The sequence below is a fragment of the Allobosea sp. NPDC055594 genome, from assembly GCF_053618995.1.
Genome location: NZ_JBSHIO010000005.1, coordinates 219603 through 234005, shown reverse-complemented (window position 1 = coordinate 234005; position 14403 = coordinate 219603). Strand labels below are relative to the sequence as shown.

The following is a 14403-nucleotide window of genomic DNA, read 5'->3' as shown; positions in this document are numbered from 1 at the left end:
GTGCCCCTTCAGCGCTTGATCGACGGAACCTTGATCTCGCCGCCTTCGGCCTGCTTCTGCAGGAAGACGGTGAGAGCGGTCAGCGCGTCGGTGCCATAGCCGGGCACCGGCCAGCGCTGCTGGCGATAGCAGTCCCAGAGCCGGTGCTGCATGGTGCGCAGCGCGCTCTGCGAGACGCGATAGGTCGGCCAGGAAGCCATCGTCTCCTGCGCGGGCTTTCCCTTCACCGAAAGGTTCGGCAGCCCCTGCAGGCGGATGCGCTTGCCTTCCTCGGCATGGCAGGTGGCGCAGGAGAAATCGTTGACGCCGCCGCGGGTGTAGAACAGTGCTTCGCCGACCGCCGCCATCTCCTTTTCCTTGGCATGGGAAAGCTGCGGCTGGATCTTCATATCGCTCGACTTGTTGGCGATGAAGGCGACGAGATCCTCCATGTCGGAAGCCCGGGCCGGGCCGGAGAAGCGCCGCATCACCACCTCCTTGGTGTCGAGGCCCTGGAGCTTGTCCATGCACCAGAGCAGGCGCTGCTCGGTGTCCATCACCTTGTCGGCATCGGCGAAATAGCGCGGCAGCTTGGCAAAGGCGCCTTCGAGCTTGCCCGGCCCCTCGCCGAGATCGCAGGCCTCCAGCGAAGCGTTCTTAGTGCCGCGTTTCTCCGCCCAGAGCACCTCGCCGCGGTCGACCGCCAGGAAGCCCGGATTGGAGAACGGGTCCGACAGCATCTGGCGATAGCGCTCGATTTCCTTTTCGCTATCGTCGAGCGGTGGCGACTGCGCGGTCAGATGGCCTGCGGCCATTGTCATGGCGGCAGCCAGCACGGCCGCCCCGATCATGGGGAGCTTCATCCCTTGCCCTTTCGTTCCCTCTCGCAACCGCGTTTTCGCGGCCCGTGCTGTACGCCTCTCTCTTTGGAGGGGCTTTACATTCACAAAAAACAATATCACGATACGTGAGAATGATCGCGAGCCGGCCCCGCCGTCAAGAGCGAAACAAGAACATTTCAAAGGAGGAAACCCGATGTCTTCAGGGCTTACGCGCCGCAGCACGATCACGGCCGGCGCCATTGCCGCCTTCGCCAGCCTGCTGGGCTCGCGCCTCGCCTTCGCCGATGAGAAGGCCGTCGAGGCCGAGATCAAGAAGCTCTACGGCGACAAGAAGCTGGGCGAAGGCAAGATCAAGCTCGACGTGCCTGAGATCGCCGAGAACGGCTTGGTCGTGCCCGTGAACGTCGAGGTCGAGAGCCCGATGACCGAGGCCGACTACGTCAAGGCCGTCCACATCTATGCCGACGGCAACCCGCTGCCGGGCATTGTGAGCTACACGTTCACGCCGGCCTGCGGCAAGGCCTCGGCCGCCACCCGCATGCGCCTCGCCCAGACCCAGAACATCATCTGCGTCGCCGAGATGTCGAACGGCTCGCTGCACATGGCAAAAGCCAACATCAAGGTCACGATCGGCGGCTGCGGCGGCTGATTTCGCCGCCGCTTCAACGAGAACAACGACGCTTCAAGGTGAGGATGCCCCCATGACCACCAAGCCCACCCCGCGCGTGCGCGTGCCGGCCAAGGCCGCCGCCGGCGAGCTGATCGAGATCAAGACCCTGATTTCGCACGAGATGGAATCGGGCCAGCGCAAGGATTCGCAGGGCAAGACGATCCCGCGCAAGATCCTGAACAAGTTCAGCGCGAGCTTCAACGGCAAGCCGGTCTTCTCGGCCGACTGGCAGCCGGCGATTTCCGCCAACCCCTACCAGTCCTTCTTCTTCAAGGCGACGGAATCCGGCGAGTTCACCTTCACCTGGAAGGATGATGACGGCTCCGAATACACCGCCAAGAACAAGCTGACGGTCGGCTGAGCCCTCTCGTCATTGCGAGCGCTAGCGAAGCAATCCAGTCTCTCAGAGCTCTGTCGCTCCTGGATTGCTTCGTCGCCTCGCTCCTCGCAATGACGGCCCAAGCGCCACTTGAAGAGCCCATGGATCGCGATGTGCGCGCATCCAAAGGATGAGTCATGATCTCGAGACGCGAATTCCTTCAGGCCACGGCGGCCGCGGCGGCGATTGCCACGGCCTCCGGCCTCGGCCCGCTCGGCCGGGCAGCCGCGCAGCAGAAGCTCTCCCAGGCCGATATCCTGCGCTTCGACCCGCTGGGCACGGTGACGCTTCTCTATGTCACCGACATCCACGCCCAGCTGATGCCGCTGCATTTCCGCGAGCCCTCGGTCAATCTCGGCGTCGGCCCGGCCAAGGGCCAGCCTCCGCATCTCGTCGATGCCGAGTTCCGTGCGCATTTCAAGATCGCCGCCGGCTCGGCCGACGCCTTCGCGCTGACCTCCGATGATTTCACCAGCCTGGCCAGGACCTATGGCCGGATGGGCGGGCTCGACCGCGTCGCGACCCTCGCCAAGGCGATCCGGGCCGAGCGCGGCGACGACAAGGTGCTGCTGCTCGACGGCGGCGACACCTGGCAGGGCAGCTGGAGCTCGCTCCAGAGCAAGGGCCAGGACATGGTGGAGGTGATGTCGGCGCTGAAGACCGACGCCATGGTCGGCCATTGGGAGTTCACCCTCGGGGCCGAGCGCGTCAAGGAGATCGCCGAGAGCGCCTCCTTCGCCTTCCTTGCCCAGAACATCCGCGACAAGGAATGGAACGAGCCGGTCTTCCCGCCGCGCAAGGTCTTCGAGAGGGGCGGCGTCAAGATCGCCGTGATCGGCCAGGCCCTGCCCCGGACCGCGATCGCCAATCCGCGCTGGATGTTCCCGGACTGGGAGTTCGGCATCCGCGAGGAGGAAATCCAGAAGCAGGTCGAGGAAGCCCGCGCCGAGGGCGCCGCCATCGTCGTGCTGCTCTCCCATGACGGCTTCGACGTCGACAAGAAGCTGGCTTCGCGGGTCAAGGGCCTCGACATCATCCTGACCGCCCACACCCATGATGCGATGCCGGGCATGATCCGCGTCGGCGACACCGTGCTCGTCGCCTCCGGCTCGCATGGCAAATTCCTGTCGCGGCTCGACATCGCGGTGAAGGACGGCAAGGTCTCCGATATCCGCTTCAAGCTGATGCCGGTCTTCTCCGACGCCATCGCCCCGGATGCCGAGATGGCGGCGCTGATCAGGAAGGTCCGCGAGCCCTACGCCGCCGATCTCGCCAGGGAGATCGGCCGGACGGAGTCGCTGCTCTACCGGCGCGGCAATTTCAACGGCTCCTTCGACGATCTGATCTGCGACGCGATGCTGAGCCAACGCGACGCCGAGATCGCGCTCTCGCCGGGCTTCCGCTGGGGCGGCAGCCTGCTGCCGGGCGACGCCATCACCTGGGAGGCGGTCACCAACGCCACCGCGATCACCTATCCCAACTGCTACCGCATGGAGATGACCGGCGCCCAGCTCAAGGAGATCCTCGAGGACGTCGCCGACAACATCTTCCACCCGGACCCCTATTTCCAGGGCGGCGGCGACATGGTCCGGGTCGGCGGCATGGGCTACGCGATCGATGTCGGCAAGCCGATGGGCAGCCGCATCTCCGGCCTGACGCATCTGAAGTCCGGCCAGCCGATCGAGGCCGCGAAGAAATACGTCGTCTCCGGCTGGGCCAGCGTCAACGAAGGCACGCAGGGGCCGCCGATCTGGGACGTGGTCCGCGACCATGTCGCCGCGACCAAGACGATCACCATCAAGCCGAACGACGCCGTCAAAGTCACCGGGGCCTGACGCGGTCTTTCGAGCCGCCTGCCCTCGCCCAACCAGGACGTATGCCCATGAGCTCTGAAAACCAGGCCGGGCCGCTCAGCCGCCGCCGCTTCCTCGGCGCAGCCGGGGTGGCCGGCGCGGGCCTAGCCGCCAGCACTCTGCCCGCGCGCGCCCAGGCGCCCGCTCCCGATCCGCTGATCACCGAGGTCCAGGACTGGAACCGCTATCTCGGCGAAGGCGTCGACAAGCGCCCCTATGGCACGCCCTCGCGCTTCGAGAAGCATGTCATGCGCCGCGACGTCTCCTGGCTGACGGCCTCTCCCGAATCCTCGGTCAACTTCACGCCGCTGCACGAGCTCGACGGCATCATCACCCCTTCCGGGCTGTGCTTCGAGCGCCATCATGGCGGCATCGCCGATATCGATCCGGCCAATCACCGGCTGATGATCCATGGGCTGGTCGAAAAGCCGCTGGTCTTCACCATGGAAGACCTCAGGCGCATGCCACGCCAGAACCATGTCCACTTCCTGGAATGCGCCGCCAATTCCGGCATGGAATGGCGCGGGGCGCAGCTCAATGGCTGCCAGTTCACCCACGGCATGATCCATAACGTCATGTACACCGGCGTGCCGCTGAAGCTGCTGCTCGCCGAGGCCGGGCTCAAGCCCAATGCCAAATGGCTGATGCTCGAAGGCGCCGATTCCTCCGGCATGAACCGCTCCCTGCCGGTGATGAAGGCACTCGACGACGTGCTGATCGCCTTCGCCATGAACGGCGAGGCGCTGCGCCCCGAGCAGGGCTACCCGCTGCGCGCCGTGGTGCCCGGCTGGGAAGGCAATATCTGGGTGAAGTGGCTGCGCCGGATCGAGGTCGGCGACATGCCCTGGCAGGCCCGCGAGGAGACCTCGAAATACACCGACCTGCTCGCCGATGGCCGCTCGCGCCGCTACACCTTCATCATGGACGCCAAGTCGGTGGTGACCAATCCCTCGCCGCAGGCCCCGCTCAAGCACAAGGGCCGCAACGTCCTCACCGGCCTCGCCTGGTCGGGGCGCGGCACGATCAAGCGCGTCGACGTCACGCTCGACGGTGGCAGGAACTGGCAATCGGCCAGGATCGACGGGCCCGTGCTCGATAAGTCGCTGACCCGCTTCTATGTCGATTTCGACTGGGCCGGCCAGGAGCTGCTGATCCAGTCGCGGGCCATCGATTCCACCGGCTATGTTCAGCCGACCAAGGAGGAACTGCGCAAGGTCCGGGGCGTCAACTCCATCTACCACAATAACGGCATCCAGACCTGGCATGTGAAGGCGAACGGGGAGACCGAGAATGTCGAGATCGCTTAAGCCGGTTCTCCTCGCAGGCCTGGCCGGTCTCGCCATTATCGGCGCCGGCCCGCTGATCGCCCAGACCGCCAAACCGCAGGCTCCTGCCGCCACGCCTGCTCACGCCTCGCCCGCCAAGACGCCGGCGCTCGGCCTCGGCCGCCCGGCTCTGCCGGAGGAAATCAAGGCCTGGGACATCGCCGTGCGTCCCGATGGCAAGGGCCTGCCGCCCGGCAAGGGCACGGTGAAGCAGGGCGACGAGATCTTCCAGGCGCAATGTGCGAGCTGCCATGGCGAGTTCGGCCAGGGCAATGGCCGCTGGCCGGTGCTCGCCGGCGGCCAGGGCTCGCTCAAGGCCGACCGGCCCGAGAAGACCATCGGCTCGTTCTGGCCCGATCTCTCGACGGTGTACGACTACATCCGGCGCGCCATGCCCTATGGCAACGCCCAGTCGTTGAGCCCCGACGAGATCTACGCCCTGACGGCCTATCTGCTCTACCTGAACGACATCGTGAAGGATGAGGAGTTCGAGCTCACGGACAAGAACTTCACCTCGGTGAAGCTGCCCAACGCCGCCGCATTCTACGACGATGATCGCGAGACCACCGAGAAGGCGTTCTGGGGCAAGGAGCCCTGCATGACGAACTGCAAGACCGAGGCGAAGATCACGGGGCGCGCCGTGGTCCTGGACGTGACGCCCGATTCGAAATCGGCGCCGAAGGTCGACTGATGGCGGGCACCTTTCCGGTTCCGGCCTGGCTCGGCTCGGTCGCGACGGCGCTCGCGCTGTCGGCCGGTCCGGCCAGCGCCACAGGCGACAAGGCCCTGGGAGAATATCTCTCCTCCGAATGCACGACCTGCCATCAGAGCAGCGGCCGGCAGGTCGGCGGCATCCCGGCCATTATCGGCCACCCGGCCGACCAGTTCATCGCGCTGATGATCACCTATCGCGACAAGCAGCGCGACAACCAGGTGATGCAGACCATCGCCGGACGCCTGACGCGCGAGGAGATGGATGCGCTCGCCGCCTATTATGAAAGCCTGAAGCCGAGCCGTTGAGCGTGCGATTGCGCGCCGCGGCTGGGGCGGATGAAGATCGGTCAGGTCCGCAAGAGGCCGCCGGGACTACCGACAAGACGATGTCGCAGGACGATGTCGATCGAACGAGCACTGGGGAGAGAGACATGCAGATCAATCGCCGCTCCGTCGTCCTGACCGGCCTGTCGGCAGCCGGAACTTTCGCATTGGGAGCACCGGGCGTTCTCGGCCAGGCCAAGCCCCGCGTCGTGGTGATCGGCGGCGGCGCCGGCGGCGCTACGGCGGCGCGCTACATCGCCAAGGACAGCCAGGGCGCCATCGCGGTGACGCTGGTCGAGGAGAACGAGAGCTATCAGACCTGCTTCCACTCCAATCTCTATGTCGGCGGCTTCCGCAAATACGAGGAGATCGTCCACGGCTACGATGCGCTGACGAAGAACCACGGCATCACGCTGGCACGGGCGCGGGCGACCCAGATCGACCGCGACAAGAAGGAGGTCGTACTCTCGACCGGGCAGCGCCTGCCCTATGACCGCCTCGTCGTCTCGCCCGGCATCGACCTGAAATACGATTCCGTTCCCGGCTGGTCGAAGGAGGTCGAGGAGCAGATGCCGCATGGCTGGAAGCCCGGCCGCCAGACCCAGCTGATCAAGCAGCGGCTCGATGCCGTGCCCAATGGCGGCACCATCGTGATGATCGCCCCGCCAAACCCCTATCGCTGCCCGCCCGGCCCCTATGAGCGCGCCTCGATGTTCGCGCATGTGCTGCAGCAGGCCGGCAAGAAGGACGCCAAGATCATCATCCTCGACCCCAAGGAGAGCTTCTCCAAGCAGGGCGTCTTCCAGGCCGATTGGGAGAAGCGCTACCGGTCGATGATCGAATGGCTCGGCCCCAAGATCCATGACGGGATCAAATCGGTCGATCCGAAGACCAACACTGTCGTCACCGGCTTCGAGACCTACAAGGACTGCGCCTTCGTCAACGTTATCCCGGCGCAGATGGCCGGCGAGATCGCCCGCAGCGCCGGGCTGGCGCCGGCCGGCGGCTATTGCGCCATCGATGCCGCGACGATGAAATCGACCGTCGACCCGAACATCTTCGTGCTCGGCGACGCCTGCATCGCCGGCGACATGCCGAAATCCGCCTTCTCGGCCAACAGCCAGGCCAAGGTCGCGGCGATGACGATCCGCGGCGAGCTGACCAATGCCCGCACCTTCCCGGCCCGCTACGTCAACACCTGCTGGTCGCTGGTCGCGCCCGACGACACCATCAAGGTCGGCGGCCGCTACGAGCCCAAGGACGGCAAGATCGCGGCGACCGAGACCTTCGTCTCCAAGCCCGGCGAAAGCGCCGAGCTGCGCAAGGAGAACCAGGCCGAAAACATGGGCTGGTATGCCGGCATCACCGCCGACATGTTCAGCTGACGAGGAACACCTGCGCAGCGACCTCCCGCGCAGCGCCGGACTGAAGGCCGCGCCCCGCGCGGCCTCTTTTTTCCAGCCCCCGGAGACAAGGACAAAGCATGCGATTTCTGACCAGCGCGACCCTGATTGCCGCGGCATTCGCCGCGACCTCCGCGAACGCCCAGGACATCGCCGCCGGCGAGCGTTCCTGGAACAAGTGCCGCGCCTGCCACCAGATCGGCGAGACCGCGAAGAACGGCGTTGGACCGCATCTCAACGGGCTGTTCGGCCGGCATACCGGCGCCGTCGAAGGCTACAGCTACTCCACCGCCAACAAGAGCGCCGACATCACCTGGAACGAGGCGATCTTCGCCGAATACATCAAGGACCCCAAGGCCAAGATCCCCGGCACCAAGATGGTCTTCGCCGGCATCAAGAACGACAAGGAGATCGGCGATCTGACGGCCTTCCTCAAGCAGTTCGGCAAGGACGGCAAGAAGCAGTGAGCCATCGGCTCGCGGGCGCGAGCCGCCAGATCGGCGGCCGCGCCCTTTTAGCATCGGACCGAACAGTGGAATCCACTTTTCGGGAAACTCCGATGCAACAACAAAAAGATAGATCACCGTGACCGCGTCCGAACGGACGCGCGGCGATCTAGCCCGTCATTTGCCGCTGCCGGAGCGCATGATGGTCCGGCTCTGTTCGCGCATGAACTGCGGCACATAATAGGGGCCGAGCCCGCCCTTGCCGGCGACACCCGAGCCCTTCCAGCCGCAGAAGGTCTGCACGCCGGGCCAGGCGCCGGTCGTCGCGCCGCTGGCGCGGTTGGCATAGAGCGCTCCCGCCTCGGCCCGATCGAGGAAGAGCTCGAGCTCCGCCTCGTCGGTGGCATAGGCTCCCGCCGTCAGGCCGTAGAGGACGTCATTGCCGTCGGCGATCGCATCCTCCAACCGGTCATAGGGCTGCACCGAGAGGAAGGGCAGGAACAGCTCGTCCTTGTTCAGCCTGTGGCCCGGGGCGAGCCCTTCGACGATCGTCGGCTGCAGATAGGCGCCGCCATCATGGACACCGCCGGAGAGCCGCGTCCCGCCGAAGCGGATCTTTCCGTCGCGCCCGGCTTCCTCGCAGGCTTTCCGGTAGCGCATCGCGGCGTTCTCGTCGATCACCGGCCCCATGAACACCTCAGGCTGCAGCGGCGGGGCGATCTTCAGGGCGGCCGTGCGCTCGACCAGCCGCCGCATGAAGTCGTCATAGACAGCCCGCGCGACATAGACCTTGGAGCCCGACGAGCATTTCTGGCCCTGCAGCCCGAAGGCCGAACGCATCACGCCTTCGGCCGCAACATCCAGATCGGCGCTGGCAGTCACATAACTCGGATTCTTGCCGCCCATCTCGATGATCACCGGACGGTTGAACGGCCCGGCCGCGACGCTGCGCAGGATTTTCGTTCCCACCGCATGCGAGCCGATGAAGGCATAGCCGGCGACATCCGGATGATCGACCAAAGCCTGGCCGGTGACGGCCCCGCCGCAGACGAGGTTGAGCACCCCGGCGGGAAGCCCGGCCTCCTCGCACAGCCGGGCGAGCCAGCCGCCGGTCAATCCCGCAAATGGGCTCGGCTTGAGCACGACCGCATTGCCGGCGACCAAGGCCCCGGTCAGCATGCCGATGCCGAGCGCAACCGGGAAGTTGAACGGCACGATGACCGCGAAGACGCCGTAGGGGCGCAGCACATCCGAGGTTTCCTCGATCGCGACGGCCCGCTGCAATGGCCGCCGGAAACCGTCATTGCGCTCCATCTCGTCGCAATAATAGCTCACGAGATCGACGGCTTCCTCGACCTCGCCCATCGCCTCGCCAAAGGATTTTCCGACCTCGCGCAGGCAGGCGGCAGCGACCGCGAACTTATGGGCCTCCAGCCGCTCCGCGACGCGCCGGAGCAGAGCCACACGCTCCTGCCATGGCGTCGCGGCCCAGCCGCGACAGGCCTGGCGTGCCGCTCCCACGGCCCGACCGACCTCTGCCGGTCCAGCCTCGACGAAGCGGCCCAGCAACTTGCCGTCGATCGGGCTGCGCGCCTCGTATTGCGTACCGGCCTGGTCCCATGCGCCGCCGATCAGGTTGGGATGGAGTTCCGCCGGCGCTGCCAGCGCCGTCTCGATACTGGTGGAGAGTCGCGCGAACACCGCGCTGAAATCCACGCCGATATTGGAATAGGTCACCCGAGGCAGCGAACTCGCCATCGATCAGTCTCCCGAAAGGCCATGACTGGCATCCGGATCAAGCTCGCCCGGCGCCGCCATGAACAAAAGATCGCACAGGAAGATTTCGACTGTCAAACCTGATTATACTTGACCCCACAACATCTAAACTGAAGTTACATCAATAAAATAGCGACACTCAAGAAAACAACAATGACGCCGCCACGTCTCGATTGGAGATCGAGTCTTTTACACCCCTCCGTCTTGCCCTGACGACAAGTCGCTGCCGTGCCATCAGGCCAGCGCCATAGGAGCGCTGAATCGTGGAGGCTGGCGCGCAGCGAGCCTCCGCACAGGCGAGAGGGCGGCACGAGACTCGCCGTCTTGTCGGGAGTCCGTCCGCAGGGTGGCCGTCACGGGCCCGGCCATCGGCGGCGCTTTCCGTCGGCGCTGGCGTTCATCACCCGAATGGGGGTTGCTGCGGCGATTGCCGCAGGCCCTAAAGGGATGAGGCATGCCGAAAGCTGAAGCTGTTGAACGATCAGATGGGGCCGAAGGCGGGAGGCGTGTTCGCTCCCAATCCGATGCTGCTCGTCTTCCTCGATCTGTCGATCGAGGAGATCGACATATTGTGTCGCGTTCCGACCGAGCCCCCTGCCGAGTTCACCCCGCAGGACGGGCGGACATCCGAAAGCGGCTGGCTTGCAAGCCTCCTGGCGTCGCGGAAATAACCGGCGCGCCGGCGGGCGAGAGACCTGCCCACACGGAAACGCCGCGCATCCTCTCGGAGGCGAACTGGCGATCCAGCCGTCCATGTCGCGGTTTCAGGGTCCCTTCGGACGGCGGCTCCGTGATGCCTTCTCCTTTACGGCCGCCAAGCAGCCTTCATAAAACGACTGCCTCCAGACGATCACCGGGCATTCGGCGCTCTTTCGGAGCCCCTTATTGTATGCCCAGTTATAGCCTGCCTGATGCTCGGAGCAGTCAGAGGAACATTGATAGCCCTTGAAGCTGGCGGCAGCAGCGCCACCACTCGCAATCGCCATGAGCACGACGGCAATAAGGCGCATGGTGTTGTCCCGATCTGACGAATGGATGCTTCCGACAATCAGAAGACAAAATCGGGTATCGCAAGGCAATAGCGCTTCCACGCAGCCAGACCCGCGCCGCCATCTGCAGCCCGGCTTCCCTGCACGACAACCGCCGGCGCTTTTTGGATTTCACGGAGGATCGGACGAAGCAGAGAAGGCGGCGCACAGATACCGAGCGTCACGCCACGAATGCAATGCTTCTTGAAAACGCCAGACGGCCCCAGCCGTCTAAGCCTTTGAGATCGTGGTGGGTGATGTAGGGCTCGAACCTACGACCCGCTGATTAAGAGTCAGCTGCTCTACCAACTGAGCTAATCACCCATACGCCACGAAGACGTCGTCGGCGAGGCGTGGACCGCGTCCCGACAGGCGGCGATGTAGCAAACACCCCCTGCCCTGTCCACCCGTCTACGACAGAAATATGCAAACTTCTTTGAAGAGCTCCGGCACGCCTTGGGGACAAATCCGCCAGATGGCACGCCGGAGCGATTTTTAGGCCGTTTTCGGCTGCTTTCTCAGTGATCAGGCAGTCTTCCGGCGATCCAGAAGATGATAGAGCGCGATGGCCGCGAAGGTCGCCGTGCCGATGCCACCGAGCTCATAGCCGAAGATCGGCAGCTTCAGGTCGCCGGCACCGAGAATCAGTGCGGTCGCGACGGTGAGCAGATTCTTCGGATCGGCGAAGTTCACCTTGTTCTCGACCCAGATCCGGCCGGCAGTCGCCGCGATCAGGCCGAAAACGACGACCGCGAGTCCCCCCAGCACCGCGACGGGGATCGTGCCGATCACCGCGCCGAACTTCGGCGAGAAGCCGAGCAGCAGCGCAATCACGCCGGCAGCGACGAAGACCAGCGTCGAGTAGACCCGCGTCACCGCCATCACGCCCATGTTCTCGGCATAGGTGGTGACGCCGGTGCCGCCGCCCGAGCCTGCGATCATCGTGCCGACGCCATCGGCGAAGAAGCCGCGCCCGATCAGATTGTCGAGATTGCGCCCGGTCATCACCGAGATGCCTTTGATGTGCCCGAGGTTCTCGGCGACCAGAATGATCGCGACCGGCACGATCAGGGCGATCGCCTTGGGCTCGAAGACCGGCGCGACGAAGTTCGGCAGCCCGAACCAGGCGGCGGCAGCGACCTTGCCGAAATCGATCGGCGGCGCGCCGAAGGCGGAAGCCGTCGCAGAATAGAGGATATAGGCGGCAAGGCCGCCGATCAGAACGGGCAGCCGCTGGGCCAGGCCGCGACCATAGACGGCGATCATGGCGACCGCGACCACGGTGAACAGCGCGATCCATTTGGTGTAGGGGCTGGCCGAGATCATGTTGATCGCGACCGCGGTCAGATTGAGACCGATCGCGGCGACCACCGCGCCGGTGACGACCGGCGGCAGCAGCTTCTCGATCCAGCGCGTGCCGACCCCCTGCACGATCAGGCCGATCAGCGCATAGACGGCGCCGCAGGCGATGATGCCGCCGAGCGCCACGGGCAGGTTGAGATTGGGACCGGAGCCGGAATAGCCGGTGGCGGCGATGACGACGCCGATGAAGGCGAAGGAGGAGCCGAGATAGCTCGGCAGCCGCCCACCGGTGATGACGAAGAATAGCAGCGTCGCGATGCCCGAGAAGAAGATCGCGACATTGGGGTCGAACCCCATCAGGATCGGCGCCAGCACCGTCGAGCCGAACATGGCGACGACATGCTGCAAGCCGGCGATCACGGTCTGCCCGGTCGGCAGGCGCTCGTCCGGCATCACGTCGCCGGAGGTCTTCAAAGTCCAGTTCGGAAAATAGCCAGCCATCTCGCCCGCTCCCAGCCATCGCGCCCGCGCGCACCGGGAGGCAATAGTGGCAAGAATCAGGCCGGCGCCAAGCGAGTGGCCGGCGCCGTCCACCGCAAACAGGGCGCATTGTTACAAAACCAGCCGAAAACCCGGTCTCCTCCCGGGAGAGCTCCGAGGGCGCCGGCTCAAAGGCTGCTTCAGCGAGCGCAGATCCGCTTCGGCCCTGTCGTCATTGCGGGCAAGCCGCGCAGCGGCGCAAATCCGGAAGCCATCGCAGAGCACCGAGCCTTGCGATGGTTTCCGGCGTTCCGCTTCGCTCCCGCCGGAGTGACGGCGCAGATCGAAGGGAGCCCCCGCTCGACTGCCCGGTCGGGCACTCCGAATAACGCCATTGCTGATCAGGCCGCCGGCCGCCTTTGCCGATCATCGGCCGTGACCAGCCTGTCGCCTGCGATAACGGCATCAGCCTCGAGATCGGGCAGTGCCCGCGCTTGCACCATCGCCTGCTCCAGCGGCTCCGGGGCGAGGTCGGGCATCGCCTCGAAGCCCGGCAGGACGAAATAGCTCTGCTGGAAGTCGTCGATCTTGTAGCGCGTCCGCATCACCCGGACCGGATCGAAACGGATGCGGTTGGGTTTGGCGCTCTCCAGCGCATAGAGCGTTTCGCCGGGCGAGGAGGCGATGCCGGCGCCGAAGATGCGCAGGCCCGCCTCCGTCTCGATCAGCCCGAACTCGACGCTGTACCAGTAGAGCCGCGCCAGCCGCGCCAGATCGGCCGGATCGGCATAGCGCAAACCGGCCGCACCATAGGCCGCGACGAAATCGGCGTAGGAGCGGTTCATCAGCAGCGGCACATGGCCGAAGATGTCGTGGAAGATGTCCGGCTCCTCGATATAGTCGAACTCCTCCGGCCGCCTGATCCAGAACCCCGCCGGAAACCGGCGTGCGGCGAGATGGGTGAAGAAGACCCGGTCTGGTACCAAGCCCGGCACCGCGACCACCTCCCAGCCGGTCGCTGCCTTGAGGACGCGGTTGATCTCGCGGAAATCCGGGATCGCATCGGCGGCGATGCCAAGTGCCGTGAGCCCGGCGAAGAACGGCTCGCAGACCCGGTCCTGAAGCAGATCATGCTGGCGCCTGTAGAGCCGGCCCCAGGTGCCGTGGTCGGCGCCGCTGTAGCGGTCGAAGCCCTGGTCGACGACGAAATCGGCCGGAACCTGGTCAGGCCTCAAGCCCGAGCGGCTGAGCGGGTCGGTTGTCATGGCGCACCTCCCAATGCTGTCCCATACTGCGCCGCTCCTCCAGTCACATCCTGACTTTCTGTTGCGCGTCAGCGCGAAGATGCGTCAGAATATGCGCGCCGACTTCGCCAAGAGGTCCGATCATGCCCCATCCGACGAATTTCTCGTCACGCCTCGACGCGACCGACCGGCGCATCCTGCGCGCCTTGCAGCGCAATGGACGGCTGAGCAATGCCGCGCTCGCCGAGGAGATCGGCATGGCCCCCTCGCCTTGCCTGCGTCGCCTGAGGGCGCTGGAAGAAGACGGCGTGATCGCCGGCTATCGGGCGCTGATCGACCGCCGCAGGCTCGGCCACGGCGTCGAGGCCTATGCCCTGGTCAAGCTCGCCCAATCCGATCCGGATTGGCGTACCAAGCTGATCGAGCAGCTGCAGGCTTTCGACGAGGTCATCTCCTGCCAGGCGATGACCGGCGAATGCGACCTGCTCGTCCACATCGTCGCCAGCGACATCGAAGCCTATGGCGAATTCGCCATGCAGCGTCTGCTGACGCTTCCCGGCGTCGCCGATATGCGCTCCTCCTTCGTGCTGGCGACGATCAAGCCAGATCGCGGCTGGCCGATCTGAGAGGCGGCCCGC

Annotated in this window: 14 protein-coding genes and 1 tRNA gene; 10 read left to right on the top strand and 5 right to left on the bottom strand. The window is 65.3% G+C overall.

The genetic code is table 11. From position 1 onward, the window contains the following. Nucleotides 1–8: 8 nt before the first annotated feature. Nucleotides 9–800, bottom strand: coding sequence for a sulfur oxidation c-type cytochrome SoxA (gene soxA / locus ACWGRX_RS12720; RefSeq protein ID WP_452117950.1), 792 nt, complete (start codon nucleotides 798–800; stop codon nucleotides 9–11). A 214-nt stretch (nucleotides 801–1014) separates the two neighbouring features. On the opposite strand from soxA, the gene soxY reads away from it, so the two are divergent. The 8 genes from soxY to ACWGRX_RS12680 all read left to right on the top strand — a co-directional run bounded on the left by soxY (nucleotide 1015) and on the right by ACWGRX_RS12680 (nucleotide 7956). After that, nucleotides 1015–1470 carry a thiosulfate oxidation carrier protein SoxY gene (soxY, locus tag ACWGRX_RS12715; RefSeq protein WP_291635942.1) on the top strand — a complete coding sequence of 152 codons (456 nt, stop codon included), beginning with the start codon at nucleotides 1015–1017 and terminating at the stop codon, nucleotides 1468–1470. A 52-nt stretch (nucleotides 1471–1522) separates the two neighbouring features. Then, nucleotides 1523–1852 carry a thiosulfate oxidation carrier complex protein SoxZ gene (soxZ, locus tag ACWGRX_RS12710; RefSeq protein WP_452117817.1) on the top strand — a complete coding sequence of 110 codons (330 nt, stop codon included), beginning with the start codon at nucleotides 1523–1525 and terminating at the stop codon, nucleotides 1850–1852. Nucleotides 1853–2007: 155 nt separating this feature from the next. Further along, on the top strand, nucleotides 2008–3705 hold the full coding sequence (gene soxB, locus ACWGRX_RS12705; RefSeq protein WP_452117816.1) for a thiosulfohydrolase SoxB: 1698 nt from the start codon (nucleotides 2008–2010) through the stop codon (nucleotides 3703–3705). A gap of 47 nt (nucleotides 3706–3752) precedes the next feature. Next, entirely contained in the window at nucleotides 3753–5030 is a 1278-nt protein-coding gene (soxC, locus tag ACWGRX_RS12700; protein WP_291646882.1) for a sulfite dehydrogenase, read from the top strand. Next, the gene (locus ACWGRX_RS12695; RefSeq protein WP_291635935.1) at nucleotides 5014–5739 is read left to right on the top strand and encodes a c-type cytochrome; all 726 of its coding nucleotides are present in this window, start codon (nucleotides 5014–5016) and stop codon (nucleotides 5737–5739) included. Before soxC ends, ACWGRX_RS12695 begins: the two co-directional genes overlap by 17 nt. Next, nucleotides 5739–6068, top strand: a complete 330-nt coding sequence (locus tag ACWGRX_RS12690) for a c-type cytochrome (RefSeq protein WP_291635933.1) — start codon at nucleotides 5739–5741, stop codon at nucleotides 6066–6068. The genes ACWGRX_RS12695 and ACWGRX_RS12690 overlap by 1 nt, the downstream gene beginning before the upstream one ends. 125 nt (nucleotides 6069–6193) lie before the next feature. Next, complete coding sequence (locus ACWGRX_RS12685) at nucleotides 6194–7471, top strand: FCSD flavin-binding domain-containing protein (protein WP_452117815.1); 1278 nt, start codon at nucleotides 6194–6196, stop codon at nucleotides 7469–7471. 98 nt (nucleotides 7472–7569) lie between these two features. Then, nucleotides 7570–7956, top strand: coding sequence for a c-type cytochrome (locus tag ACWGRX_RS12680; protein ID WP_291635929.1), 387 nt, complete (start codon nucleotides 7570–7572; stop codon nucleotides 7954–7956). 156 nt (nucleotides 7957–8112) lie between these two features. Here ACWGRX_RS12680 and ACWGRX_RS12675 read toward each other — a convergent pair whose 3' ends face one another. Continuing rightward, nucleotides 8113–9693 carry an aldehyde dehydrogenase family protein gene (locus ACWGRX_RS12675; RefSeq protein ID WP_452117814.1) on the bottom strand — a complete coding sequence of 527 codons (1581 nt, stop codon included), beginning with the start codon at nucleotides 9691–9693 and terminating at the stop codon, nucleotides 8113–8115. Between the two features lie 524 nt (nucleotides 9694–10217). Between ACWGRX_RS12675 and ACWGRX_RS12670 the strand changes: the two genes are divergently transcribed. Continuing rightward, nucleotides 10218–10382: a hypothetical protein gene (locus ACWGRX_RS12670; protein WP_452117813.1), complete on the top strand. Its 165-nt coding sequence runs from the start codon at nucleotides 10218–10220 to the stop codon at nucleotides 10380–10382. Between the two features lie 605 nt (nucleotides 10383–10987). On the opposite strand, the gene ACWGRX_RS12665 is transcribed toward ACWGRX_RS12670, so the two are convergent. The 3 genes from ACWGRX_RS12665 to phhA form a co-directional block, all read right to left on the bottom strand. Further along, a tRNA-Lys gene (locus ACWGRX_RS12665) sits at nucleotides 10988–11063 on the bottom strand. 201 nt (nucleotides 11064–11264) lie between these two features. Further along, nucleotides 11265–12542, bottom strand: a complete 1278-nt coding sequence (locus ACWGRX_RS12660) for a solute carrier family 23 protein (RefSeq protein WP_452117812.1) — start codon at nucleotides 12540–12542, stop codon at nucleotides 11265–11267. Nucleotides 12543–12922: 380 nt separating this feature from the next. Continuing rightward, nucleotides 12923–13786: a phenylalanine 4-monooxygenase gene (gene phhA, locus ACWGRX_RS12655; RefSeq protein ID WP_452117811.1), complete on the bottom strand. Its 864-nt coding sequence runs from the start codon at nucleotides 13784–13786 to the stop codon at nucleotides 12923–12925. 122 nt (nucleotides 13787–13908) lie between these two features. Between phhA and ACWGRX_RS12650 the strand changes: the two genes are divergently transcribed. Continuing rightward, on the top strand, nucleotides 13909–14391 hold the full coding sequence (locus tag ACWGRX_RS12650; RefSeq protein ID WP_452117810.1) for an Lrp/AsnC family transcriptional regulator: 483 nt from the start codon (nucleotides 13909–13911) through the stop codon (nucleotides 14389–14391). The last annotated feature ends 12 nt before the right edge of the window (nucleotides 14392–14403 follow it).

Excerpts from the sequence above, each read along its gene's own strand:
- soxZ (WP_452117817.1), top strand. The coding sequence starts at position 1,523 with ATGACCACCAAGCCCACCCCGCGCGTGCGCGTGCCGGCCAAGGCCGCC.
- ACWGRX_RS12685 (WP_452117815.1), top strand. The coding sequence starts at position 6,194 with ATGCAGATCAATCGCCGCTCCGTCGTCCTGACCGGCCTGTCGGCAGCC.
- ACWGRX_RS12660 (WP_452117812.1), bottom strand. The coding sequence starts at position 12,542 with ATGGCTGGCTATTTTCCGAACTGGACTTTGAAGACCTCCGGCGACGTG.
- phhA (WP_452117811.1), bottom strand. The coding sequence starts at position 13,786 with ATGACAACCGACCCGCTCAGCCGCTCGGGCTTGAGGCCTGACCAGGTT.
- ACWGRX_RS12675 (WP_452117814.1), bottom strand. The coding sequence starts at position 9,693 with ATGGCGAGTTCGCTGCCTCGGGTGACCTATTCCAATATCGGCGTGGAT.
- soxY (WP_291635942.1), top strand. The coding sequence starts at position 1,015 with ATGTCTTCAGGGCTTACGCGCCGCAGCACGATCACGGCCGGCGCCATT.
- soxB (WP_452117816.1), top strand. The coding sequence starts at position 2,008 with ATGATCTCGAGACGCGAATTCCTTCAGGCCACGGCGGCCGCGGCGGCG.
- ACWGRX_RS12650 (WP_452117810.1), top strand. The coding sequence starts at position 13,909 with ATGCCCCATCCGACGAATTTCTCGTCACGCCTCGACGCGACCGACCGG.
- ACWGRX_RS12695 (WP_291635935.1), top strand. The coding sequence starts at position 5,014 with ATGTCGAGATCGCTTAAGCCGGTTCTCCTCGCAGGCCTGGCCGGTCTC.
- soxA (WP_452117950.1), bottom strand. The coding sequence starts at position 800 with ATGACAATGGCCGCAGGCCATCTGACCGCGCAGTCGCCACCGCTCGAC.
- ACWGRX_RS12690 (WP_291635933.1), top strand. The coding sequence starts at position 5,739 with ATGGCGGGCACCTTTCCGGTTCCGGCCTGGCTCGGCTCGGTCGCGACG.
- soxC (WP_291646882.1), top strand. The coding sequence starts at position 3,753 with ATGAGCTCTGAAAACCAGGCCGGGCCGCTCAGCCGCCGCCGCTTCCTC.
- ACWGRX_RS12680 (WP_291635929.1), top strand. The coding sequence starts at position 7,570 with ATGCGATTTCTGACCAGCGCGACCCTGATTGCCGCGGCATTCGCCGCG.